We start from the raw sequence: 23,334 nt of genomic DNA on the forward strand, positions 1-23,334 counted from the left end.
TCGGCCTGGTCCCGGGCCGGAACGTCGCACCCGGCGGCAGCCGGTCGAACGGCTGCTACCGGTCCCCGAAGATCGTGCGGTGCCAGTCCTTGCGGGCCACCGCGGTGTTGTCGAACATTACGTGTTTGACCTGCGTGTACTCCTCGAAGGAGTACGCCGACATGTCCTTGCCGAAGCCGGAGGCCTTGTATCCGCCGTGCGGCATCTCGCTGATGATCGGGATGTGGTCGTTGATCCACACGCAGCCCGCCTTGATCTCGCGGGTGGCGCGGTTCGCCCGGTACACGTCGCTGCTCCACGCGGAGGCGGCGAGGCCGTACGGGGTGTCGTTGGCCAGCCGGATGCCCTCGTCGTCGCTGTCGAAGGGCAGGACGACCAGGACCGGGCCGAAGATCTCGGACTGGACGATCTCGCTGTCCTGGGCGGCGTCGGCGATCAGGGTCGGCAGGTAGTAGGCGCCCTTCTCCAGGTCGCCCTTCGGGGCCTCGCCGCCGGTCACCACGCGCGCGTAGGCACGCGCACGGTCCACGAAGCCGGCCACCCGGTCCCGCTGGACGTGCGAGATGAGCGGCCCGAGGTCGGTGCCGGGGGCGAACGGGTCCCCGAGCCGCACGCTCTCCATCAGGGCGGCGGTCTGCTCCACGAAGGCCTCGTACAGCGGCCGCTGCACGTACGCGCGCGTGGCGGCCGTGCAGTCCTGCCCGGTGTTGATGAGCGCGCCGGCGACGGCGCCGTGGACGGCGGCCTCCAGGTCGGCGTCGTCGAAGACGACGAAGGGCGCCTTGCCGCCGAGCTCCAGATGCAGCCGCTTGACCGTGGCGGTGGCGACCTCGGCGACGCGCTTGCCGACGGCGGTGGACCCGGTGAAGGAGGTCATGGCGACATCCGGGTGGCCGACCAGCTGCTCCCCCGCCTCCCTGCCGGTCCCGGTGACGATGTTGATCACACCGTCGGGGACACCGGCGTCGGTGGCGGCCTGGGCGAAGAGCAGCGAGGTGAGCGGGGTCAGCTCGGCGGGCTTCAGCACGATCGTGTTGCCCGCGGCGATCGCCGGGAGGATCTTCCAGGCGGCCATCTGGAGGGGGTAGTTCCACGGCGCGATCGACCCGACGACGCCGATCGGCTCGCGCCGGACGTACGACGTGTGGTCGCCGGAGTACTCACCCGCGGACTGCCCCTGCAGATGCCGGGCGGCACCCGCGAAGAAGGCGGTGTTGTCGATGGTCCCCGGCACGTCGAACTCGCGGGTGAGCTTCAGCGGCTTGCCGCACTGCAGGGACTCGGCGCGGGCGAGGTCCTCCGCGCGGTCGGCGAGGGCGGCGGCGAACCGGTGCAGGGCGTCGGAACGCTCACCCGGCGTGGCCGAGGCCCAGCCCGGGAAGGCCTCGCGCGCGGCGGCGACGGCCGCGTCGACGTCGTCGGTGCCGGCCAGCTCGTAGGTGTACACCTCCGCGCCGGTGGCGGGGTCGACCACGGCGTGGGTACGGCCCGAGGTGCCCTTCGTCAGCCGGCCGGCGATGAACTGCGCGCCCTCGGCGAATCGCTCCTGTGCGGGGAATCGTTCCGGGGTGGCGGTGCCCGGGTTGTGCATGTCGCTCTCCTCCGCCGTTCGCCCCGTCCCGGGGGGTGGGTGGCGTAGCTCCAGCTCGATTTGAGTGCCGATCCTGACAGAGCAAGAGGACGCCAACAAGTGATTCCGTTGTTGCCTTTTGGTTACGCGACGGAATCTGTCGACCAGGTGTCGAGTCGGCGAGGAAAAGGGCGGACGGAGTGTCAGTGGTGCGTGCCAGACTCGCGTGCATGGGGAAGATCGACGGGGTGGAAGCCCTGATCAGGGAGGTCCGGGCGGGCAGCCGGATCAAGTACCTCCACTTCTGGGGGCACCGGCCGAGGCCGGACGGCAGCATCGGCGCGAGCTGTCTGAGCCAGTGGTGGCCGTCGCCGTTCACGGTGGACGGCGTGCAGTACGCGACGGCCGAGCACTGGATGATGGCCGGCAAGGCGCGGCTGTTCGGGGACGCGGAGGCGGAGCGCAGGGTGCTGGCCGCAGAGCACCCCTCCCAGGCCAAGAAGGCCGGCCGGCTGGTCCGGGGTTTCGACGAGGCGGTGTGGGAGCGGGAGCGGTTCCGGATCGTGGTCGAGGGGAGCGTCCACAAGTTCGCGTCGGACGACGAACTGCGCGTGTTCCTGCTGGGGACGGGCGACCGGGTCCTGGTGGAGGCGAGCCCCGTGGACCGTATATGGGGCATCGGCCTCGCGGCGGACGACGAGGCGGCCTCTGATCCGCAGCGGTGGCGTGGACCGAACCTGCTGGGCTTCGCGCTGATGGAGGCGCGTGAGCGGTTGTCGGGGGCCGGGCCCTGGGTCTGAAGGGGGCCTGCCCGATGGCCGGCCCCCGCTGTCGGCTCCCGGCCCGTCGCGGCGCCGGGGCCGTCGTCAGAACGTGCCGGCGCTGAACATGCTGGCGAAGAACACGAAGACCAGCAGCGGCAGAAGCACGGTGGCGACGATGCCGCAGACGAGACCGGCGGTCGCCGCGCCCCTGTTGGTGGCCTCACCCCGATTGGCCTTGCCCCGGCCGATGGCCCCGAAGATGATGGCCAGGATGCCCAGGATCATCCCGAGGATCTCCATGGCGATGGTGAGGCTGCAGACCACGCCGATGATGCCCAGCACGAGTCCCGTGGTCCCCATGCCGTTGCTCGGCTGCATCGGCATCCCATAGCCGGGGCCCTGCGGATATGCCGCGGGCGGCGCGGCCGGGTACGACGGCCCCGACTGGGGGTAGCCGTACCCGGGCCCCGGCTGCTGCGGGTATCCGTATCCCGGCGGCTGCTGCGGGCCCGGCTGACCGAACCCGCCTGCTTCGGGGTTGATGTTGGACATGAAGTGGTTTCCCCTCCGTTTGTGATCAAGGCATCGTAATGGCCGCACGCAGGAGGGGGAGCGGGTTCCGGCCGACGGGTGCCGGAAAGAGCAGGGCGCTGACCGATTCAGCGGCCGCCGGCCACCGTCACCGAGACGCCGCGGGCGGAGTCGTCGTACGGGTCGGGGTTCGAGCTGTCGTGGATGGCGGCGGTGATGCCGATCGCGAGCAGGACGATCACGACGATGCCGAGCACGATGCCGATGACGCCCATGATCAGGCCCGCCTGGGCCTGGCCGTGGTTGGTGGCCTCGCCGCGATCGGCCCGCCGGCGGCCCTTGATGCCGAAGACCACCGCGAGGATGCCCAGCACCACCGAGACCACGCCGTACAGGCAGAACAGGCACAGGGAGAGGATGCCGAGCACCATCGCCGCGGTGCCCATGCCGTTCTGCGGGGCCATCGGCATGCCGGGCCAGCCGTAGCCGGCGGGGTAGCCGGGGTAGCCGTAGCCGCCGGAAGCGGGCGGTGCGGGTATACCGGGGCCCGTGGGCGCGATCGGCGGGGGCGGTACCGCCGCGCCGCCCGTCGGGGCCGTGCCGGGCACGCCGAAACCGGGGGCCGCGGGCGGAGGGAAGCCGGGTGGAGCCGCGGGCGGAGTGAGGCCTGGGGCCGGCGGGGCGAAGCCGTCGCTCGGCAGGGAGATCTGGGTCGCCTGGTCGTGCACGGACGGCGGCTGCGCGGGCGGCTGATCCTGCTGCTCGAGCGGCTTCTTCTCCAGTGAAGGCCGGTGCTCGGGCGGCGCCCACGGGTTGTAGTCGCCTCCCGAGGCTCCGCCCGGCTGCGCTCCGTCGCTCACGTGCATGTCCCCCTAGGTCGTTCGTCCCGCCATGCTACGGCCTCGACTGCGCACCCCTGCGGCCCGGTCCCAGAACTCCCGCAGGGCACGGACCGCGGGCGGATCCCGCGTGCGCATCGATCCGGAGGCGAGACCTCCGCCGCATGACCGGTCCGCCGAGCGGGCGCCGCCGCGCCGTTCTCGCCGCGCACCGCACCCTCGGGCCGGGCCCGGCGCGGGTACCTGCCGCATCGCCCCACCGCGGGCCGGCCCACACCCGTCGCCCGCCTACGATGTCGTCCGTACCACCGATCAGCCGATCACCCGCGCCGCGCCCGCTCCGGGCCGCCGGCGCCCTGCACGGGGAGGACCCCATGACCGCCCGTTCCGTACCCGCCGCCGGCACCGCCGACCGCGATCTGCGGACCTTCATCGCCGGACTGCCCAAGGCCGAGCTGCATGTCCATCACGTCGGCTCCGCCTCCCCGCGCATCGTCTCCGAACTGGCCGCCCGGCACCCCGACTCCAAGGTGCCGACGGACCCCGAGGCCCTCGCCGACTACTTCACCTTCACCGACTTCGCGCACTTCATCGACGTGTATCTGTCGGTGGTCGACCTCATCCGCACCCCGGAGGACGTCCGGCTGCTGACCTACGAGGTCGCCCGCGACCTGGCCCGGCAGCAGGTGCGCTACGCCGAGCTGACCGTCACCCCCTTCTCCTCCACCCGGCGCGGCATCGACGAGCTGGGCTTCATGGCCGCGATCGAGGACGCCCGCAAGGCCGCCGAGGCCGAGTTCGGGACCGTGCTGCGCTGGTGCTTCGACATCCCGGGAGAGGCGGGGCTGGAGTCGGCCGAGGAGACGGCACGGCTGGCCACGGACGACCGGATCCGGCCGGAGGGACTGGTGTCGTTCGGGCTCGGCGGGCCCGAGATCGGCGTGCCCCGGCCGCAGTTCAAGCCGTACTTCGACCGGGCCGTCGCCGCCGGTCTGCGCTCGGTACCGCACGCCGGCGAGACGACCGGCCCGGAGACGGTCTGGGACGCGCTGACCCATCTGCGCGCCGAGCGCATCGGCCACGGCACCAGCTCGGCGCAGGACCCGAAGCTGCTGGCCCATCTCGCCGAGCACCGCATCCCGCTGGAGGTCTGCCCGACCTCGAACATCGCCACCCGCGCGGTCCGCACCCTGGACGAGCACCCGATCAAGGAGTTCACGCGGGCGGGGGTGCTGGTGACCATCAACTCCGACGACCCGCCGATGTTCGGCACCGACCTCAACAACGAGTACGCGGTGGCCGCCCGGCTGCTCGACCTGGACGAGCGGGGCCTCGCCGACCTCGCGAAGAACGCCGTGGAGGCGTCGTTCCTGGACGCCGGCGGCAAGGCCCGGATCGCGGCGGAGATCGACACGTACACCGCCACCTGGCTCGCCTCCTGACGCGGCCCGCACGCGGGGGCACCCCACAATGGGCGTCATGCAGACCGTGACCGCCGTGGCCCATCGCGGCGACCCCTACCGTGTCCGTGAGAACACCATCGACTCGCTGCGTTCCGCGCTCGGCCGGGGCGCGGACGCGGTCGAGATCGACGTACGGCTCACCCGCGACGGCGTCCCCGTGCTGCTGCACGACGAGACGCTGGAGCGGCTGTGGGAACTCGGCCGGCCGCTGGGCGCACTGTCCGCCGAGGAGGTGCGCGGGCTGACGGCGGGCGGTGTGCCGACGCTGGCGCAGACGCTGGCCGCGACCGGCGACTGCCGGGTGATGGTGGACCTGTGCGGGCGGGTCGGGCGGCGGATGGTGGACCGGGTCATGGACGTGGTCCGGCGGAGCGGGGCCCAGGAGCGCGTCTACTACTGCGCGGGCGCCGAGGCGATGCTCGCCGTCCGCGCCGCCGACCCGGCCGCCGAGATCGCACTGACCTGGACGAGCCTCGCCCCGCCCCGGCCCGTGCTGCTGGACGCGGTCCGCCCGCGCTGGCTCAACTACCGCTTCTCCCTGGTGAGCCGGGAGCTGGCGGCCCGGGTCCACCACGACGGCTACCTGCTGTCCGTCTGGACCCCCGACACCCGCCGCTCGATGACCCGCCTGCTGGACCTGGGCGTCGACTCGATCACCACGAACCGGGTCGACGTCCTGCACGCCCTGCGCAACGGCGGCTGAGCGCTCCGCCGGCACGGCCGCGATGTGCCGTCGTTCGCGTGCGGCGCCGTCGTGGCTGCTCGCTCAGGAGCGCTACACCCGGGACCGCTGAGGGACCGTCGCCGCGTCGGCCGGGGTGGTGCGGGTGAGGCACTGCGGGACGGGCGCGGAGTCGGTGCCGGTGTCGCGGACCAGGCCGAAGCGCTCGACGCCCTGCGCGGGGCCGGTCGTGACGTCCTTCTCGACCGCGTCTCAGGTGGTCGGGATGACGCTCAGGCCGTAGTCGGCACCGCGTTCGTTCTGGGTGAGCGTGGCGCTGCCGTCGAGGTGGAAGTACTCGTTCTGCCACAACTGCTGGGTGCCGGGCGGCAGCACGTCGTAGCCGACGGTCGGATTGCCATGCCGGTGACGGCGGCGTCGGTGCCGAGGGGGTCGTCCATGCGGCGGCCGCCGCCCGAGGCCACGTGGAAGAGCTTGCCCGTCAGGCCGGTCCAGGCCGGCATGACCAGGCTGCCGGACCGGTACTGCGGCGAGATCTGCCGGCGGACCAGCACATAGCCCGTGCCGCGCGGGGTCACGCTCCCCCCACGGTGGTTCATGACGGCGTGGGCGCCGCCGCTGCTGGTGAGGCCGGTCTCGGGCCGGTGCGGCAGGGCCGCGGGCGGCGTGTCCGGATCCGGCGCCCGGTCCACGGCGTCGACGACCGTGCCGTACAGGTCGGCCGAGGGCGTCGGGGACGCGGTGGGCACGGCGCGGGGCGCCGGCGCTCGCCGTGTACACGGGTGCGGGCGTCTGCGGCATGCCCTGGTTCGCCGGCGGCGCGTCCGGCGCGGCCATGCCCGCCTTCGGTTGTCTGCTCGGCCTGGTCCTGGCCGCTGCCGTGGTCGGCGGCCCGGCGCGGCGCGGCGGCGACCACGGCCCGCTGCGCACGGCCGGTGTCGTCGTCCGCCCGGAGGGCCGGCCTCACGCCCGCCACGGAGCGGCTGTGTACGTCGTAGGTGCGTGCTCTGGGGGTCCCCCCGGCCGAGAGCTGGGGGAGGGAGTTTGCCGACAGGGCCTAGGCCGCCGCGGTGCTCGGCACGGGCTGCGTGGCCCCCAGGGCCTCAAGCCGCTTGATCTTCCTGCGTACGACATACAGCGGGACAACCCCGAACACCCCGAAGGACATGTCGATCAGGCTCCACCAGAAGGGGATGCCCCGGATCGGCCCGCAGACCAGGGCGAGCGGGATGATTCCGGCGCAGGCGATCATCGCGAACTCGATCACCCAGATGTTGCGGACGGGGTCGCGGTAGGGCCCGTAGAAGGCGACCGCGATGACGAGGTGGGCGAAGGCGAGCCAGTCGGTGCCGTAGAGCAGGAACGGGTAGTCGGCGTCAGCGGTGTCGAGACCGTCGCGGACCCGTGAGATCCAGGCCATCAGCCCCGGCAGATGGTCCGGCACGGACAGGGCGCGCAACGCGCCCTCGGTCCAGCGAAGTTCGTGCACCAAGGGGAAGGCGGTGGCCCCACTGAGGACGAGGCTCACCACGAAGAGGGCCAGCCAGACGCGAATGCCCTTGAGCAGGGCGGCTCTGTCGCTCATGACATGAGCGTACGCCTGCTTTTGAACACGTTCAAAAGAGCCCCCTCAAAAACACCCCCTACCCCAGCGGCTCGTCCAGCGGCACCTGCCACACCCCCGGCAGGTGCCCGTCCAGCTCCCCCGGCTCGAAGCGGCACATGCCGACCGCGTGCCAGAACTCGCCGGTGACGTCTCCCTCGTACTTGTAGCCGCCGGACGGGGACAGCGCCGCCCAGCCGCCGGGCATGCCGACCAGGGTGACCCGCAGGGTGGCCGGGCCGTCGGCGGGTACGTTCCACAGCCGTACGGTGCCGTCCTCGCCGCCGCTGGCCAGCAGGGAGCCGTCGGGGCTGAAGGCCACGGCGAGGATCCGCCCGGTGTGACCTGACAGAAGAGCCGTCGCCTCGCCGGTGTCCGGGTTCCACAGGCGGACGGTGCGGTCGTCGCCCGCCGTCGCCAGCAAGGGCCTCGACGGATGCACCGCCGCCGTCCAGAGCTTGCCGGTGTGGCCGATCAGCCGATGGTCGATCTCGCCGTCCTTCCAGATCACCGCAGTACCGTCCCAGGAGGCGCTGGCCAGCCAGGAGCCGTCGGGGGCGAAGGCCACGGCGTACACCCGGTCGGTGTGGCCGGCGAGCTCGGCGGTGATGCGGCGGCCGTCCATGTCCCAGATCCGCACCTTGCGGTCGTCGCAGCCGGTGGCCAGGACCGCCCCGTCGGACCGGAAGGCGATGGCACGGACCCGGCCGAAGTGCTCGGTGAGGGTGGCGACGTGCGCCCCGGTGGCCCGGTACCACAGCCGGACCGTGTCGTCGTCGTTGGCGGTGGCGAGGAGTTCGCCGTCGGCGCTGAACGCCTCCGCCCACACATGGTCGGTCTCGACGTCGAGTTCGCGCTGGTACTCGCCGGTGGCCGCGTTCCACAGGTAGAGGTCGCCGTCGCTGCTCGCGGTCGCCAGCAGCGGCCCGGCGGGGCCGAACGCCGCCGACACCAGGCGGTCGCTCTGCCCGGCCAGTTCGCGCAGACGCCGGCCGGAGTCACAGCGCCAGACGCGGACCACACCGTCGTTGCCGCCCGCCGCCAGCATCGAGCCGTCGGCGCTGAAGGACAGGGTGCCGACGCGCCGTCCGTGGCCGCGCAGGATGCGCCGGCCCTGGCCGGTGGCGGGGTCCCACAGCCGTACGACACCGTCGTTGCCGCCCGTCACCAGCAGCGCGCCGGGACCCTGGCCCGGCGTGTCGCCGTGCGGACGGAACTTGCACACCCACACCGAGCCCCGGTGCTCGGCGGGCTGCCGGTTCAGGGGTACGGCGACGGGGTCGGACCCCGGGTCGATCCGCCACAGCCGGACCACCCCGGCGCTGTCCCCGGCGGCGAGCAGGCTCCCGTCGGGGTCGAACAGCACCTGGTACACGGCCCCGCGGCAGCCGCCGAGCAGCCCGGCCGAGCGCCCGCCGGCCAGGTCCCACAGCCGTACCTCCCCCTCGGTGTCCCCGCTGACCAGCAGGGTGCCGCCGGGGTGGAAGTCCAGGGTGTAGACGCGGCCGGAGTGCCCGCTGAACTCGTGCCGCGGGGTGCCGGTTTCGAGGTCCCACACCCGTACGGTGCCACCCTCCCCCTCGTCGCCCTGGTCGCTGGTGGCCAGCACGGTGCCGTCCGGGCTGAACCGCGCCCGGTACACCGCGCCGCGATGGCCGGGCAGTTCGCCGGTCCGCCGCCCGGTGCCGAGGTCCCACAGGCGTACGGCGCCGGAGGCGTCACCGGTGACCAGGGTGGTGTCGCCCGGTGCGAAGGCCATGGTGTAGACGGGCGCGGAGTGTCCGGGCAGCCGGTGCAGCGCGGTGCCCGACGCGGTGTCCCAGACGGTGACCACGCCGTCGGCGTCGCCGGTCGCCATCAGGGTGCCGTCGGCGTCCGGCACGACCGGCCACACCCCGCTCGCGTGAATCTCCAGCCGGTGCAGACAGCGGCCGGAGACGGGGTCCCACAGGCGTACGGTGCCGTCGGAGCTGCCGGTGGCCAGGACCCGGCCGCGGAACTTGACGGCGTACACCCGGCCGGTGTGGCCCTGCAGGGTGCGCTGGGGGATGCCGGTGGCGGCCTCGCAGACCAGGACGCCGCCGTCCTCGCTGCCGACGGCGAGCAGTTCGCCGTCGGGGCTGTAGGAGATGGGTTCGGGCAGCCGGCTGGTGCGCATGTCGAAGCCGTACGGCACGCCGACCGCGGAGGGCCGGAAACCGGAGTCGACGGCCATGCCGGGCGCGATCGCGGCGGTGGCCAGCTCGGGGCTGCGGTCCAGGGGGCCGGTGGTCGCCGCGATCAGCGCCGCCCGCCGCCACCGGCCGCCGTCCACCCGGGCGCCGGTCAGATCGGAGCCGATCAGCCGGGCCCGTCCGAGGTCGGCGCCGCGCAGGTCGGCGCCGGTCAGATCGGCGCCGTCGAGCCGGGCGCCGGTCAGCCGGGCGCCGCGCAGCACCGCACCGGAGAGGTTGGCGCCGACCAGCCGGGCGTCGGTCAGGTCGGCGCGGCTGAGGTCCACGCCGGAGAAGTCGCGGTGGGACAGGTCCTCCCCGGCCAGGGCGGCGCCGCGCAGATCGGTGTGGGCCGGCACGCGGAGCCGGCTGAGGATCTTCACGGCGTTGGCGCGGGCGGCGTCCGCAGAGGCCTCCGAGGAGGAGGTGCCGGACAGCTCCCGCTCGGCCCACGCCTGGCAGATCCGGTGGTCGGTGAGGTCGCACAGGAACTCGACCGCCAGCTGGCCGAGTTGGCGCCGGAACAGCAGGCTGCCGTCGCCGCCGGTGAGCCGGCGGGCGCACTCCCGGGCGACCAGCCACTCCACCACCGAGCCGTGGATGAACCGGAACACGCCGTCGTCGCTGCGCACCAGCAGGCTGCCGGAGCCGATGGCGTGGGCGGTCTGCTGCACCGACAGCCGGGCGTCCGCGAGCCCGGTCAGGGTCTCGGCGACATCGGTCAGCTCGTCCAGGCGCAGCGAGTCCTGCCCGCTCTCCCACAGCCGCAGGGCGAGCGCGGTGACCGCGTCCCACAGCTGGTCCAGGGACAGCCCGGGCGCCCGGCCGGGGCTGCCGCTGCCGCGCCGGACCTCGAAGTTCAGCCAGCCGGTGAGCACCTCCTCGTACAGCCCGGCGGGGCTGAGGGCGCGCCCGGCGCCGGCGACGGCGCGCAGCCGGTCGTCGTCGAGGTCGGCGACGAAACCGAGCAGCCGGGGGTTGCGGCACAGGGCGAGCAGGTCGGGGACGGCGTCCAGCAGCCGCAGCCGCTGGTCGGCGGCGCGTTCGTCGCCGTCGTAGCGGTTGACCAGGTAGGCGCGGATCTGCTGCGGGCTGAACTCCCGCACGGCCAGCACCCGGCGGTGCGGGAGCAGGCCGACGCGTTCGCCGAGCGCCGTGAGCACCTGGCCCTGGGAGCGGAAGTGCTGGGTACGGCTGGACACCACGATCTTGGCGCTGTCCACGGCGGAGTCCAGCAGGACCTGCAGCCGCTCGGCGGCACGGTCGTACGTCACCTGGTTCACCAGCTCGTCGAAGCCGTCGAAGAGCAGCACGATCCGGCCCTGCTGGAGCATGTACCTGAAGGCCCGCAGATCGATGTTGTCGACGCCGTGGGCGGCGAGGTGCGCGGCGACGAGACCCTCGAACGAATAGGCCCGGTCGAGGGCGTGCAGCTCGATCAACAGCGGGACGAGGTGCGGCAGTTCACCGGGGATCCGGCGGGCCAGCTCGCGCAGCGCGAAGGTCTTGCCGTGCCCGAAGTCGCCGAGCAGCAGCAGGAAGCGCCCCTGGTCGGAGTCGAGCAGCCGCAGCATCTCGTCCACGAGCCCGTCGCGGTCCTCGGCGTCGAGGCGCTCCACCTCCCGGTACCGCTGCGGCAGGTACATGCCCGGGGGATAGCGGGGGTCGGTGCGCAACCGCTCGCTCTGCCCGGCGACATAGCCGCGCAGGTCCAGCAGCCCCTGGAACTCGGTGAAGCTGCGCACCCGGACGCCCCGCCGACGGGCCGCGTCCCGCAGTTCGCGGGCGGGCGGCGGCCCGTCGTGGACGAGTTCGGCCTCCGTCTCGGCGTCTGCGGCGTGCACCAGCTCCACGAACCGGTCGACGTCCTGCGCGGTCGGGGTGCCGATGTGGACCGCGACCCGCTGCTGCCGTACGAAGCCCGACTGGCTCCAGGTGACGAGGAGTTGCGGCACCGGTCCGTCCACCGGGCGGATCTGGGCACCTTCGTGCCGGGTGCGGCAGACCTCGGCGACCCGGGCGAGCAGGATCTCGGCAGGGGTCTGCACGGCGCGCGGCTCGGGCTCGGGTGCGCTGTCCCGATCGGCAGCGGGTACGGCGTCCGGGGTCTGCGGCCCGAAGGCCCGGTCGGCCCGCCGCCACGGGACCGCCCGCCTGCGCGGCTCCCCCGGTCCCTGCCAGACGGCCAGTCCCTCCCGGCCGACGCTCACCAGCTGGTGCCCGCCGGGCCGCCCGGCGCCGATCACCGACACCTCACCGGAGGTGGTGACCAGGTCGGGCAGCGACGCACCGGGCTCGGCGGGACCGTGCAGCAGCAGATGCAACCGTGGCCCGGTCAGCCGGGTCAGCACATCGGTGTCGCGCAGCGGCCCGGCGCCGTCCAGGGCGGCCGTACCGGCGCGCCGCACGCCGGGGGCGGCCGCGCGGGCGGCACCGGGCGAGTGCCGTACGACCCCGATCCGCAGCCACCCCTCCGTCTCGTGCGGCCGCAGCGCCTGCGCGAACCAGGCGGCCTGCTCGCGCCCGACCATCCCGTACTGGTCGTCGCGCCGATGGCTGTACGCCATGGACGAGTTGAGCCCGGCGACCACGGTGTGCAGTTCCGGCACGGGAAAGAGGGTCCAGGGCTGGTCGCTGTCGAAGACGACGTCGAGCCCCTGGTACAGCTCCTGGAACAGCCTGGCGAAGTGCCGCCACTTGGGCCAGTACGGCGGCCGGGGCGGCATCTCGTCGGCCTCGCAGGTGCTGAAGTAGGCCTGGCAGGCGGCCTGGTTGACGTCCTGACCGCCGGGGACGAGGACGACCCGGTGCGGTTCGAGCCCGAGCAGGGCCCGCAGCCCGGTGAGGAAGGCGAGGGCCTGTTCGAACTCGCGCCGGCTGCCGGAGGCGGTGAGATCCCCGGTGACGACCAGCAGATCGGGCGAGGGCGCCCCGCAGTCCGCGAGCTCCACCAGATCGCCCCAGATCGCCGCCTGCAACTCCGCCGGCTCCTGCCCCCGCCCGAAGGCGGGCCCGGCCAGCTGGAGCACGGTGACCGCCTCCCGCTCCCGCACCACCCCGGACACGCGCGGATACGACGGCGCCGCGGCCGGTCTGCGGCGCCCCGCCCACCCGGGCCCGCCCAGCGGCCGCCCGGGACTCGGTGCCGCCGGAACGGCGGTCGCCGGACGGCCGTGCGCACCGCCCGGGTACCCGGGCGGCAGGCTGGGCCGGGCCCGCCCGTCGAGCGCCTGCCGGACCCGCGCGAGCAGCAGCTCCCGGGCCGCCGCCGGATCGGCGACCGGCACCAGGTCCACGTAGGTGATGGTGGCCAGCAGCCCCTCCACGGGGATGTCCTCGACCCGTACGGTGATCAGCCGCCGCTCCGGCGCGTCCGGGTCGGCGCGCAGCGCCGCCTGCCACTCCATCCGCCCGTACCGCGAGCGCTCGTAGTTCCGCGAGAGTACGGCGATGACGGCGGCGGACTCGCTCACGCCCCGGTCCATGAAGTCGACGAAGTTCGTGCCCGGCACGAAGTCCCAGGCCTGCAGCACCGTCCGGTACCCGGCCTCCTCCAGGGTCCAGGCGATCCAGGACGCCCAGCGCTCGTCGGCCGGAGAGTAACTGATGAAGAAGTCCAATGGCCCGGTGCTGTCCCCCGGGTTGTCCTGACGAGCCACCATGTATTGATGATGCCGTGAAAAGAGAGGCCGATACCGTTCGTTTCCAGGCGTTCGACGACGCCCCGGTCACAGCAGCGCACAACTGTGCGACCCTTCCAACCGTGCGTGCCTTATTGCTGCGTCTGCATGTACTCGACCGGGTGGCGATCGGTCTGCTGGTGACCGGACTGCTGTGCGTGGCCACGGGACTGCTGCCGACGGGCTCCGCATCCGACGCGATGACCCGCATCGCCCCGCTCCTGGCCTTCCTGGGCACGGTGATCGTGCTGGCCGAACTGACCAGCAGGGCCGAGGTGTTCGACGTGGTGGCGGCGCGGGTGGCGCGGGCCGGGCGGGGCAGCTATCCGCTGCTCTTCCTGCTGTGCGTACTGTTCGCGTCGGCCACGACCATCGCCCTCAACCTGGACACGACGGCCGTCCTGCTGACTCCGGTGATGCTGGCACTCGCCTCCCGGGTGGGCATCGCACCGGTGCCGCTGGCGATGACGACGGTCTGGCTGGCCAACACCGCGAGCCTGCTGCTGCCGGTGTCCAACCTGACGAACCTGCTGGCCGCCAACCGGGTCGCGCTGTCTCCGCTGGGCCTGGCCGGCCGGATGTGGGCACCGCAACTCGCCGCGCTGGCCGTGACGATGGCTTGTTTGTGGCTGTTCTTCTGGCGGCGGGGACGGCGTGGGGTGCCGGTGGTGGACAACTCCGGCTTGATGGCGGCCGTACCGGTGTCGGGTCCGGGCGCGGCGCGTGCGGATGACGTGCGCGTGGATGCCGCCGACCGCTATGTGCCACCCGCCGTGCACCGCCCCGCCGACCCGGTGCTGTTCCGCGCCTGCGCGCTCGCCTGCGCCGGCTTTCTGCTCGCTATCCTGGTGGCCGACGTACCACTGTGGATGGCGTCCGCGACGGCCGCGCTCGTGGCCGTGACGGCGTTCGGGGTACGGCATCGGTCCGCACTCCGGCTGTCGCTCGTGCCCTGGCGGCTGCTGGTGATGGTGCCGGGCATGTTCCTGCTGGTCGAGACGTTCGACGCGCACGGGCTGCATCACCTGCTGGCCTCGGCGGTCGGCACGGGCGGCGGCACGCTCGGCCAGTTCCGCGCGGCAGCGGTCGGCGGCGGGCTGTCCAACGCCCTCAACAACCTCCCCGTCTACCTGGCCGGGGAGGCGGCCGTCCCCGTCGGCAACCACGACCAACTGCTGGCCCTGCTCGTCGGCACGAACGCCGGCCCGGTGATCACGCCGTGGGCATCTCTGGCCACGCTGCTGTGGTACGAGCGCTGCCATGCGTACGGCGTCCGGGTGCCGGTCCGCCGGTTGATGGGGACCGGCACGGTACTGGCCGCGTGCGCGGTGGCCGCGGGGGTGGCTGCGCTGGCTCTGACGCGCTAGCCGTCCGCCTTCACGGCACCGAGGAACGCCGACCAGGCGGGCGCCGAGAAGACGACGGCGGGGCCGGAGGGATTCTTGCTGTCGCGGACGGGGACGTGGGTGGGGGCGGCGGTGTCGTTGACTTCGAGGCAGTCGCCACTGCTGCCACCGCTGTACGTCGACTTGCGCCAGGTGTCAGGGAAGGTCTGCTCGCTGCGCTTCATGTTCGTAATCCTCCGCGACCGACCTGATCAGCGCCAGGGACTTACGGTGCGACAAGGCGTCGCCCAGCGCGTGATCGTAAGCCACCTGGCATTCGCGGACCACGGACGGTAGTTCCAGTATCCGGCCCGACTTCAAGCCCTCCGCATAAGCAATGGGCGGAACGTCCTCGAACCACATGAGCGAGACGAATCCCTCCAGCAGGGCGTGGTAGCCGACCGAGAAGGGCAGCACGTGCACGCGGATGCGGTGGCTCTCCCCCAAGCCCGCAATGTGACGCAGTTGCTCGCACATCACCTGCGCGCCGCCGATCTTCCGCCGCAGCACTGCCTCGTCGAGCAGCATCCACACCTTGGGTGAGTGGAAGTTGTCCAGGATGCGGGCGCGCTCAAGCCGCGTGGCAAGAAGCTCGTCACGCTCCTCGGCTGTCTTGGGGGAGGCACCCGAACTGAGCACCTCCCGGGCGTACGCCGGTGTCTGAAGGATGCCGGGCACCAGCTTGGGTGCGTACTCCCGGATCTCCATGGCCTGACCCTCGAACTCCAGTGCTTCCGCGAAATGTTCGGCCACCTTCCTGCCGTCCAACACCGGCAGAAACCGCTCGAAGAACCCGCCGGTGTTCAGCACTTTGTCCAGCCGCCGCGCATCTTCCACATCCGGCCGCCGCCGGCCCGCCTCGATATGGGCGATGTGTGTGCGGGACATCGCGACACGTTGACCCAGCTCCTCCTGCGTGAGCCCGGCCGCCTCTCTCCGCCGCCTGAGTTCCTCCCCGTACCGCACCCGCGAGATCGGGTTGTCCTCGATGGCCACCTTTCAAGTCCCCCTCGTGCTGACTCCGTCGTCACGCTCGGTCATCTTCCGAAGGTACTCGCGCCCGCATCACTCTGTGCATGGATCGCCACAGATAGTGAAAGGCGCTGGAATGCAAGACCAAGAAGACGGCTACGTCAGGGTGTTTCTCACGCTGAGGGTCTCCCGGGACGGCGGCCGGACGTGGGGGCCAAGGGTGACGTACCGGCCGCCGAAGGACGCCGCGCCGTTGGACCTGTCGGGGCGGTTCCCGCCGTGCGAGTGTCCTCGGTGCCGGGAGCGAAAGAGCTGACGAGGTCCAGCAGGTGCGGCAGGAGTTCCGGGCGCCCGGCGACGAAGGAGCGGCCGGTGTCGGGGCCGCCGTAACCGCCGCCGAACTCGGCACCGTCCAGGTGCCGTAGGGCGATGCCGGCCTCGAGGGCGAGCAGCGCGCCGGCGGGGAGGTCGATGGCTTCGGCGCGGTAGCCGACGAAGCCGTCGATGTCGCCCCGGGCCAGCATCGCCCAGGCCACCAGGGGCGCCCAGAGCTGGAGCAGGCGCCGGGAGCGGAGTTCGAGGGTGTGCCTGAGGGAGCAGGCGAAGGGGTCGTCGCGGGGGACGGCGTGGCCCTGGGTCCAGGCCAGCAACGGACCGGCGGCCGGAACCGGGCGTCCGTGCGCGGCGGCGGCGAGCCGGCCGCCCGGACCGTGGGCGCCACCGCCCCGCAGCGCGGACCACGTGCGGCCGGTCATCGGATCGTGGACGACCCCGACCACCGGCGTGTCATCGACACACAGCGCGATGCCGACGACGTACACGGCCAGCCCGATCACCACGTTGTTGCTGCCGTCGAGCGGGTCCACCAGCCAGGTGCGGCCCCCACCGTCCCCCGCCAGTTCACCGGACTCCTCCGCGAGGATCCGGTCGTGCGGGAAGCGGTCCCGGAGGCGCCCGACCACCAGCCGCTCGGCGGCGACGTCCAAGTCGGTGACCACGTCCCCGAGTTGCCCCTTGGGCCGGGCGGCGAACCCGTCGGGAAAGCGGGACCGCAGCAGCGCCCCGGCCTCCTCGGCGGCGCCCACGGCCGTACGTCGCTCGGCGTCGTAACCGGCCGGCGAGGGCCGGGGGTCAGGGTTCGGGCTCATGGATCCTCCTGAGGGCGGCCCGCGCGATCCGGGCGGTCTGGGTCGCGTCGCAGGTCCGGCGGACCATGCGGTGCCCCCGGGCGGACGGCGGGCCCAGGGAGAGGTCCACCCGGCCGGGCAGGGTCCGGCCCAGGACCAGGGTGGCGGTGGGGCGGCCGTCCGGCACCACGCTGGTGTGGAATTCACCCGCCGGGAGGGCGTAGCTCTGGCCCCGCGCGCTGGTCTGCCGCGAGCCGGGGCGGCAGCGCACCAGCCGTTCGGTGGGCCGTAGTTCGTCCACGCCGGAGGGGTCGCTGAGCACTTCGAAGACCCGGTGGGTGGGGTCGCCGGTGTCGTCGTCGATGTGCACGCGCCGGTTGTCGAGTCGCCCGTACAGCACGGTGCTGGTCAAGTCCCAGCTGTGGCAGTGCACTTGGGCCAGCGAACGGTCGGCCTCCGCCTCCGGTGTGCCGAAGACGTGGACGCAGACGCCGTCGTCCCCGTCGCGCAGGATGGGCAGGCAGACGAACCCGAGTGGGTGCCGTACCGCGTGCAGGGTGCGGCGGCCGGAGACGATCAGGTCGAGTTCCGATACGGCGTGTCGGGTCAGCTCGGCGGTGGCGTGCCGCCGGGCGGCCCGTTCCAGAGCCGGATAGTCCATGTTCCTCCCCCTCGGTCCCCCTCGGTCCCCTTGGCCGGAACACGGCGCTCGCTCACCTGCGGTACGGGTTCTCCGCGCGCAGCGCCTTGTCGATGATGTCGCCCACGTCACGGTCGGTGAAGCTCGGCGGAAGCGGCAGGCCGAGCCGGTCGAGCAGGCGTCTGACCTCGTCGACGGTCGGTTCGTCGGCGAGCGGGACGGCCTCGCGCAGATCGAGCTTGGCCGCCTGCTCGCGGCTCTGGTGCAGCTCGGTGACGTAGTAGTCGTAGAGCGGCCGGTCGCGCTCCACGCAGAGGCTGACCCGGCTGGGGTCGTCCTGGGTGATGATCAGGCAGCTGTCGGAGAGGTCGAACCGCAACGCCGGTGCCACGGAGGACAGATGGACGTCGATCTCCAGGGTGTCCAGCCGCTGCCGGTGCCAGCCGGCGGCGACCACGGTGGCGTACGCCTCCTTGCGGGTGCGCTCGACGGTCCACTCGGCGTCGCCGGGGCCGGGGCCGAAGGTGCTGCGGAACCGGGCGTAGGCGGCGCACACCTGCTCGTCGGCCGGGTTGATGATGTCGATCTTCATGCTGAGGGAGCGGCGCTGCCGCTGTGCCTCCAGCACGCACTCGGGCAGCGTGACGGCGCGCAGATAGGTGCCGGTGCCGCCCTTGAACACCCAGCGGCTGGTGGTGCGCCGGGCCCGCTCGTGCGCGAGCGCGACCTCGGCCCCGGAGAGCGTGCGCACCATCGCCAGGTCCTCGATGGCCCTGCTCGTCCCGGCGGTCGCGGTCCGGATGTCGGCCATCCGACGGCGCCGCTCGGTGAGCGAGCCGTACACCAGCGCCGCGAGCACCAGCAGGGTGGCGCCGGAGACGATGTTGGGGTCCATGTTCTGGTTCAGCACGTCCATCAGCCCGACGGCGACGGCGACGACGATGGCGACGATCCCGTCCGCGTTCCGGACCGCCCAGGCGATCGCGTCCTCCAGCCGACGCCCGGCCCCTTGCGGTGCGCTGTTCGTCACGTCCACCCTCCCCCGACGGTGGTATCCATCGTAGGAGGAAGGGGAGTTGGTGAGCCATGGGTCAATCGGCCGCGAAGTCGAGGTTGATCACGCCACCGACCTCATGGTGGGCGCACGTTCTCACGGCAGGTCGTCCCGTCCCAGCCAGGCGGGCTTGACGGGCACACCGTCGGCGTACCGCTCGACCGGCTTCCCCGGCTCCTCAGGTTCACCAGCGGTCTCGCCCGGCTCCTCCACGGGTTCCGGTACGGTGACGGGCGCGGCGGAGTCCTCCAGCAGTTCCGCCACCGTGAACCGGGTGGCGAACGACTGCCACGCCCCGTCGACGACGAGCAGAAACCCGTCACCGTCCCGAAGCAGCCGACGACGCCTGGGGCTTCTGGGATGCTCGGGCGAAAAGCTCCGAGCCCGCTGCTCCAGCTCCACGAGCGCCTCTTCACGAGACCCGGTCACATGCGCCAGCACATAGGCCTCGACGTGCTTGCGGTCCCCCGAACTCCTGGTCGTCTCGACGACCAGCCCCCATATCGTCATGGTCTCCGCCCCGTGTACGTTCCCTGTCCCGGCCAAGGATGACTGATGAACCAGTCGCCGAAGGCGCTCCCGCTGCCGGTGCATCCAACCGGCCCTAAAGACCCACGATCCTGTTCCACCGCTTCGCGAACTCCACGCGCTCCGTGGAGGTGATGTCCCGGGCGATCACGAGGCGCTCGCGCATGGCGGAGTCGGGGAAGATCAGGGGGTTGTCGGCGAGGGACGCGGTGTGCTTGTCCTTCGAGGAGGCCAGGACGTCCCGGGCGGCGGGGACGGGGCAGACGTAGTTGACCCAGGCGGCGAGTTCCGCGGCGGTCTCCGGGGCGTAGTAGTAGTCGATCAGGCGCTCGGCGTTGGCCTTGTGGCGGGCCCGGTTGGGGATCATCAGGGAGTCCGACCACAGCTCGGCGCCCTCCTCGGGGACGACGAAGCGGATGTCGGGGTTGTCGGCCTGGAGCTGGATGACGTCGCCGGAGTAGGCCTGGCAGGCCAGGACGTCCCCGCTGACCAGGTCCTTGGTGTAGTCGTTGCCGGTGAAGCGGCGGATCTGGCCGCGGTGGATCTCGCGCTCGACCTCGTCGCAGACGGTGTGGAAGTCGTCCGCCGTCCACCGGGAGATGTCCACTCCGTTGCCCTGCATGAGGAGGGCGAAGGACTCGTCCAGGCCGGACAGCAGGGTCACGCGGCCCTTGAGGTCGTTCGCCCAGAGGTCCTTGACGTGGCGGATCTCGCGGCCCAGCTTCCTGCGGTTGTAGGCGATGCCGGTGATGCCCGACTGCCACGGCACCGTGAACCGGCGGCCCTTGTCGAAGGCGGGTGAACGCAGCAGTGGGTCAAGGTACTTCGCCACGTTCGGCTGGCGGGTGCGGTCCATCTCCTGGACCCAGCCCAGCCGGACGAACCGGGCGCACATCCAGTCGCTGATGACGATCAGGTCGCGGCCGGTGGACTGATGGTTCATCAGCGCGGGGCTGATCTTGCCGAAGAACTCGTCGTTGTCGTTGATCTCCTCGACGTAGTCCACGGAGATCCCGGTGCGCCTCTCGAACGCCTCGAGCGTGGGCCGCCGGTTCGGGTCGTGGTCGTCGGTGTCGATGTACAGCGGCCAGTTCGCCCAGGTCAGCTTCTTGTCGGCCATGGACTCGTCGGCGACGGCCCGGTCTCCGGGGGCGACGTAGGCGGCGGGCACCCCGCAGCCGGCCAGCGCACCGAGCGCGGCGGTGCCGCCGAGGGCGCGCAGGAGGGAGCGGCGGGACAGCGGAGTCGTACGGGAAGAGGTCCGAGGCATCCCGGAAGCATGCCGTCAGGCACGGCGACCGGACAATCGACGCTGCGTCGAGCATGCCTCCGGCTGACCGACACCCTGTCGATCAACGGCCCGTTGCCGGAGTACGGAAAACGTGCGACCGGGTATGCGTCCCGCGTCGCGCAGTGCCTCGGCCGCTCCCCGGGAGGACGATGGCCGGGTGCTGCCACAGGGGAAGCGGCGCCGCGAGGCGCGGGAGGAATCGGCCCGCCCGCGGGGCCGGTTGACGGTGTTCGGCGAGCTGCTCGCGGGGCATCCGTTCGCCCCGGACCGTCCGGGCGTCACCCATGTGATGGCCGTCGAGTACGCCGGGGCGCTGGACGCCTATGAGCGGGCCTCACGGGTGGCCGACCGCGATCCGGCCGCAGCGAGACGGGAACTGGACGAGGGCCTCGCCGCACTGGACCGCCTCGACACCCGTCTCGTCGGCACACTGCCGGCCGACACGCCGGGATCGGCCGAGCCACCCGGGGGAGGCCGGGGACGGGGGCGGAGAAAGAGACGGGGAAGGGGACGGGGGCGGGGGCGGCGAAGGAGAGGGGGCGGTGAAGGCGGGCCCCGGCCTGCCCTCGGCGAAGGCACCGGGCCGCGCGAAGCCCCCGCCCGTCCGGAGCCAGGACAGCGACCGGCCGAGGCCCCCGCCCGTCCGGAGCCAGGGCGTCGGCATGCCGACGCCCCCGCGGTGACGTGCTCTCGCCAAACACGGTGGACAGGACCGCCGTCACGCTTGCGGACGTCTCCCGGAGCGGCGTGGCCGCTCGTCGGCTGCGGCTGACGGAGCGCTACACCACCCGGCAACTGCTGACCCGGGCCGGCCTCGTGGCCCTGCCCTGCTACTGCCTGGTCGTCGGCATTCGGGGCGGCTGGACCCCGGCGCTGGTCTGCCTCCCGCTCCTGTACTTCGGGCTCATGCCGACCGGCGGCGGAGGCGTGCTCTGCCGGGGGTGATGTCGCGGAACCGGAGCGCCGTCCGAGGCGGACGCGTCGCCGCCGAGTACCGCGGCACCGAGCGCGCCCACGGCGGCGCCGGCCCCTGGGAACAGCGCTACGTCCACACGGACGCCGCCGGTCGTGAGACGACGTACCGGCGCGGCGTGCCCGACCCCGTCCCTGGTCGCCTTGCCGGCCCGCCGCCTGTGGCTGGTCGAGGGGCAGGAGGAGCACACACTGATCACCCCGACGGAGCTGTTCCTCGCCCCGCTGTCCCTGGTCGTCTCCGTCCCCCTGCTGCTGTTCGGCGTGGGACTGGCACTGGGCGCGGTTCCCGGGATGCTGATCGCCGTGTCGACCGGCCTGTGGTGAGGGCCGCCGTACACCGGAGCGCTCGGCGGAACGGCGCGGCCCCCGGACGGGGAGGTGAACCCGTCCGAGGGCCGCGTACTGCCGTTCCGCTGCTTACTCGCCGAGGGAGGTCATCACGTGCTTGATGCGCGTGTAGTCCTCGAAGCCGTACCCCGACAGGTCCTTGCCGTAGCCGGACTTCTTGAAGCCGCCGTGCGGCATCTCCGCGACCAGCGGGATGTGGGTGTTGATCCACACACAGCCGAAGTCGAGCTTCTTGGACATGCGCATCGCGCGGGCGTGGTCCTTGGTCCACACCGAGGAGGCGAGGGCGTAGTCGACGCCGTTGGCGTACTCGACGGCCTGGTCCTCGTCGGAGAAGGTCTGGACGGTGATGACCGGGCCGAAGACCTCCTTCTGGATGATCTCGTCGTCCTGCTTGACGCCGGAGACGACGGTCGGCGCGAAGAAGTAGCCCTTGTCGCCGACGCGCTTGCCGCCGGCCTCCACGCGCGCGTGCGCGGGCAGCCGCTCGATGAAGCCCTCGACCTGCTTGAGCTGGTTGGGGTTGTTCAGCGGGCCGAAGAGCACGTCCTCGTCGTCCGGCTGGCCGGTCTTGGTGTCCGCGGCGGCCTTCGCCAGCGCGGCCACGAACTCGTCGTGGATCGACTCGTGGACGAGGACGCGGCAGGCGGCCGTACAGTCCTGGCCGGCGTTGAAGAAGCCGGCCACGGAGATGTCCTCGACGGCCTTGGCGATGTCGGTGTCCTCGAAGACGACGACCGGGGCCTTGCCGCCCAGCTCCAGGTGGACCCGCTTGAGGTCCTTCGACGCCGACTCGGCCACCGACATGCCGGCACGGACCGAGCCGGTGATGGAGGCCATCGCCGGGGTGTCGTGCTCGACCATCAGCCGGCCGGTCTCACGGTCGCCGCAGACGACGTTGAAGACGCCCTTGGGCAGGATCGAGCCGATGATGTCCGCGATGAGGACGGTCGACGCCGGGGTGGTGTCCGACGGCTTCAACACCACCGTGTTGCCGGCCGCGATCGCGGGGGCGAACTTCCATACGGCCATCATCATCGGGTAGTTCCACGGCGCGACCTGCGCGCAGACGCCGACCGGCTCACGGCGGATGATCGAGGTCATCCCCTCCATGTACTCGCCGGCCGAGCGGCCCTCCAGCATCCGCGCCGCGCCCGCGAAGAAGCGGATCTGGTCGACCATCGGCGGGATCTCCTCGGAGCGGGTGAGCCCGGTCGGCTTGCCCGTGTTCTCCACCTCGGCCGCGATCAGTTCCTCGGCGCGCTCCTCGAACGCGTCCGCGATCTTGAGGAGGGCCTTCTGGCGCTCGCCGGGGGTGGTGTCGCGCCAGGCCGGGAAGGCGCGGGCGGCGGCCTCCATCGCGGCGTCCACGTCCGCCTCGCCGGACAGCGGCGCGGTCGCGTACGCCTCGCCCGTCGCCGGGTTGACCACCTCGGTGGTCCGTCCGTCGGCGGCGTCCCGGAACTCACCGTCGATGTAGTTGCGCAGACGACGCAGCTCGGTGCTCACTGCCGGCCTCCTGATCTGGTTCTTTGCGTCCACTCACTGAGACACCCACCCTAGCCGTCAGGCCCACGTTTTCAACACCCCTACAGCCGCCACTTCTGCGAAATCCGCAAGACTGCGACTCTCAGACAACGGATTTCATCGATCGGGGCTTGCGAAACTG

The 23,334-nt window shown here is 72.3% G+C and carries 19 protein-coding genes and 1 pseudogene; 6 read left to right on the top strand and 14 right to left on the bottom strand.

Translation table 11 applies throughout. The features are described 5' to 3' along the window. Nucleotides 1-55: 55 nt before the first annotated feature. Nucleotides 56-1,591, bottom strand: coding sequence for a gamma-aminobutyraldehyde dehydrogenase (locus tag SRB17_RS36645; RefSeq protein WP_153545183.1), 1,536 nt, complete (start codon nt 1,589-1,591; stop codon nt 56-58). Nucleotides 1,592-1,800: 209 nt separating this feature from the next. Between SRB17_RS36645 and SRB17_RS36650 the strand changes: the two genes are divergently transcribed. After that, nucleotides 1,801-2,370, top strand: coding sequence for an NADAR family protein (locus SRB17_RS36650; RefSeq protein WP_153545185.1), 570 nt, complete (start codon nt 1,801-1,803; stop codon nt 2,368-2,370). A gap of 66 nt (nt 2,371-2,436) precedes the next feature. Here SRB17_RS36650 and SRB17_RS36655 read toward each other — a convergent pair whose 3' ends face one another. Together SRB17_RS36655 and SRB17_RS36660 are read right to left on the bottom strand one after the other, a co-directional pair. Beyond that, complete coding sequence (locus SRB17_RS36655) at nt 2,437-2,886, bottom strand: DUF4190 domain-containing protein (RefSeq protein WP_153545187.1); 450 nt, start codon at nt 2,884-2,886, stop codon at nt 2,437-2,439. Nucleotides 2,887-2,993: 107 nt separating this feature from the next. After that, nucleotides 2,994-3,731 (bottom strand): DUF4190 domain-containing protein, encoded by a 738-nt coding sequence (locus tag SRB17_RS36660; RefSeq protein ID WP_153545189.1) that lies wholly within the window; start codon nt 3,729-3,731, stop codon nt 2,994-2,996. A gap of 223 nt (nt 3,732-3,954) precedes the next feature. Here SRB17_RS36660 and SRB17_RS36665 point away from each other — a divergent pair. Both SRB17_RS36665 and SRB17_RS36670 read left to right on the top strand, forming a co-directional pair. Further along, nucleotides 3,955-5,146 (top strand): annotated as a pseudogene (locus SRB17_RS36665) (adenosine deaminase). Nucleotides 5,147-5,183: 37 nt separating this feature from the next. Beyond that, entirely contained in the window at nt 5,184-5,870 is a 687-nt protein-coding gene (locus tag SRB17_RS36670) for a glycerophosphodiester phosphodiesterase (protein ID WP_153545193.1), read from the top strand. A gap of 251 nt (nt 5,871-6,121) precedes the next feature. Here SRB17_RS36670 and SRB17_RS36675 read toward each other — a convergent pair whose 3' ends face one another. From SRB17_RS36675 to SRB17_RS36690, 3 genes are all read right to left on the bottom strand, one after another. Next, nucleotides 6,122-6,598, bottom strand: a complete 477-nt coding sequence (locus tag SRB17_RS36675) for a hypothetical protein (RefSeq protein WP_228396499.1) — start codon at nt 6,596-6,598, stop codon at nt 6,122-6,124. 308 nt (nt 6,599-6,906) lie between these two features. After that, nucleotides 6,907-7,434, bottom strand: coding sequence for a hypothetical protein (locus SRB17_RS36685; protein WP_153545195.1), 528 nt, complete (start codon nt 7,432-7,434; stop codon nt 6,907-6,909). Between the two features lie 58 nt (nt 7,435-7,492). Continuing rightward, nucleotides 7,493-13,327, bottom strand: a complete 5,835-nt coding sequence (locus SRB17_RS36690; RefSeq protein WP_153545196.1) for a TIR domain-containing protein — start codon at nt 13,325-13,327, stop codon at nt 7,493-7,495. Nucleotides 13,328-13,428: 101 nt separating this feature from the next. Between SRB17_RS36690 and SRB17_RS36695 the strand changes: the two genes are divergently transcribed. Next, complete coding sequence (locus SRB17_RS36695; protein ID WP_323376905.1) at nt 13,429-14,712, top strand: SLC13 family permease; 1,284 nt, start codon at nt 13,429-13,431, stop codon at nt 14,710-14,712. Here SRB17_RS36695 and SRB17_RS36700 read toward each other — a convergent pair. The 7 genes from SRB17_RS36700 to SRB17_RS36730 form a co-directional block, all read right to left on the bottom strand. After that, a complete protein-coding gene (locus SRB17_RS36700; RefSeq protein ID WP_153545198.1) occupies nt 14,709-14,915 on the bottom strand; it encodes a DUF397 domain-containing protein in 207 nt (68 codons plus the stop codon). The two genes, SRB17_RS36695 and SRB17_RS36700, sit on opposite strands and share 4 nt — an antisense overlap. Then, nucleotides 14,887-15,726: a helix-turn-helix transcriptional regulator gene (locus SRB17_RS36705; RefSeq protein ID WP_323376907.1), complete on the bottom strand. Its 840-nt coding sequence runs from the start codon at nt 15,724-15,726 to the stop codon at nt 14,887-14,889. Before SRB17_RS36705 ends, SRB17_RS36700 begins: the two co-directional genes overlap by 29 nt. 149 nt (nt 15,727-15,875) lie before the next feature. After that, nucleotides 15,876-16,850, bottom strand: coding sequence for an inositol monophosphatase family protein (locus tag SRB17_RS36710; RefSeq protein ID WP_153545200.1), 975 nt, complete (start codon nt 16,848-16,850; stop codon nt 15,876-15,878). After that, on the bottom strand, nt 16,834-17,490 hold the full coding sequence (locus SRB17_RS36715) for a hypothetical protein (RefSeq protein ID WP_153545202.1): 657 nt from the start codon (nt 17,488-17,490) through the stop codon (nt 16,834-16,836). The genes SRB17_RS36710 and SRB17_RS36715 overlap by 17 nt, the downstream gene beginning before the upstream one ends. Before the next feature lie 52 nt (nt 17,491-17,542). Beyond that, nucleotides 17,543-18,499, bottom strand: a complete 957-nt coding sequence (locus tag SRB17_RS36720) for a hypothetical protein (RefSeq protein ID WP_323376909.1) — start codon at nt 18,497-18,499, stop codon at nt 17,543-17,545. A gap of 120 nt (nt 18,500-18,619) precedes the next feature. After that, nucleotides 18,620-19,033, bottom strand: a complete 414-nt coding sequence (locus SRB17_RS36725; RefSeq protein WP_153545204.1) for a hypothetical protein — start codon at nt 19,031-19,033, stop codon at nt 18,620-18,622. A 94-nt stretch (nt 19,034-19,127) separates the two neighbouring features. Continuing rightward, nucleotides 19,128-20,321: an extracellular solute-binding protein gene (locus tag SRB17_RS36730; RefSeq protein ID WP_153545206.1), complete on the bottom strand. Its 1,194-nt coding sequence runs from the start codon at nt 20,319-20,321 to the stop codon at nt 19,128-19,130. Nucleotides 20,322-21,044: 723 nt separating this feature from the next. Here SRB17_RS36730 and SRB17_RS36735 point away from each other — a divergent pair. Further along, on the top strand, nt 21,045-21,287 hold the full coding sequence (locus tag SRB17_RS36735) for a hypothetical protein (RefSeq protein WP_153545208.1): 243 nt from the start codon (nt 21,045-21,047) through the stop codon (nt 21,285-21,287). A 123-nt stretch (nt 21,288-21,410) separates the two neighbouring features. Then, nucleotides 21,411-21,641, top strand: a complete 231-nt coding sequence (locus SRB17_RS36740; RefSeq protein WP_153545210.1) for a hypothetical protein — start codon at nt 21,411-21,413, stop codon at nt 21,639-21,641. A gap of 93 nt (nt 21,642-21,734) precedes the next feature. On the opposite strand, the gene SRB17_RS36745 is transcribed toward SRB17_RS36740, so the two are convergent. Further along, the gene (locus SRB17_RS36745) at nt 21,735-23,174 is read right to left on the bottom strand and encodes a gamma-aminobutyraldehyde dehydrogenase (protein WP_323376912.1); all 1,440 of its coding nucleotides are present in this window, start codon (nt 23,172-23,174) and stop codon (nt 21,735-21,737) included. Between the last annotated feature and the right edge of the window lie 160 nt (nt 23,175-23,334).

This window comes from Streptomyces sp. RB17, from assembly GCF_009604455.1.
In the GTDB taxonomy this organism is placed as follows: Bacteria; Actinomycetota; Actinomycetes; order Streptomycetales; family Streptomycetaceae; genus Streptomyces.

What these genes read in the sequence shown, in the direction of transcription:
- SRB17_RS36645 (WP_153545183.1), bottom strand. Translation starts at nt 1,591, where the DNA reads ATGCACAACCCGGGCACCGCCACCCCGGAACGATTCCCCGCACAGGAG.
- SRB17_RS36725 (WP_153545204.1), bottom strand. Translation starts at nt 19,033, where the DNA reads ATGACGATATGGGGGCTGGTCGTCGAGACGACCAGGAGTTCGGGGGAC.
- SRB17_RS36655 (WP_153545187.1), bottom strand. Translation starts at nt 2,886, where the DNA reads ATGTCCAACATCAACCCCGAAGCAGGCGGGTTCGGTCAGCCGGGCCCG.
- SRB17_RS36690 (WP_153545196.1), bottom strand. Translation starts at nt 13,327, where the DNA reads ATGGTGGCTCGTCAGGACAACCCGGGGGACAGCACCGGGCCATTGGAC.
- SRB17_RS36730 (WP_153545206.1), bottom strand. Translation starts at nt 20,321, where the DNA reads ATGCCTCGGACCTCTTCCCGTACGACTCCGCTGTCCCGCCGCTCCCTC.
- SRB17_RS36710 (WP_153545200.1), bottom strand. Translation starts at nt 16,850, where the DNA reads ATGAGCCCGAACCCTGACCCCCGGCCCTCGCCGGCCGGTTACGACGCC.
- SRB17_RS36660 (WP_153545189.1), bottom strand. Translation starts at nt 3,731, where the DNA reads ATGCACGTGAGCGACGGAGCGCAGCCGGGCGGAGCCTCGGGAGGCGAC.
- SRB17_RS36685 (WP_153545195.1), bottom strand. Translation starts at nt 7,434, where the DNA reads ATGAGCGACAGAGCCGCCCTGCTCAAGGGCATTCGCGTCTGGCTGGCC.
- SRB17_RS36715 (WP_153545202.1), bottom strand. Translation starts at nt 17,490, where the DNA reads ATGGACTATCCGGCTCTGGAACGGGCCGCCCGGCGGCACGCCACCGCC.
- SRB17_RS36700 (WP_153545198.1), bottom strand. Translation starts at nt 14,915, where the DNA reads ATGAAGCGCAGCGAGCAGACCTTCCCTGACACCTGGCGCAAGTCGACG.
- SRB17_RS36650 (WP_153545185.1), top strand. Translation starts at nt 1,801, where the DNA reads ATGGGGAAGATCGACGGGGTGGAAGCCCTGATCAGGGAGGTCCGGGCG.
- SRB17_RS36670 (WP_153545193.1), top strand. Translation starts at nt 5,184, where the DNA reads ATGCAGACCGTGACCGCCGTGGCCCATCGCGGCGACCCCTACCGTGTC.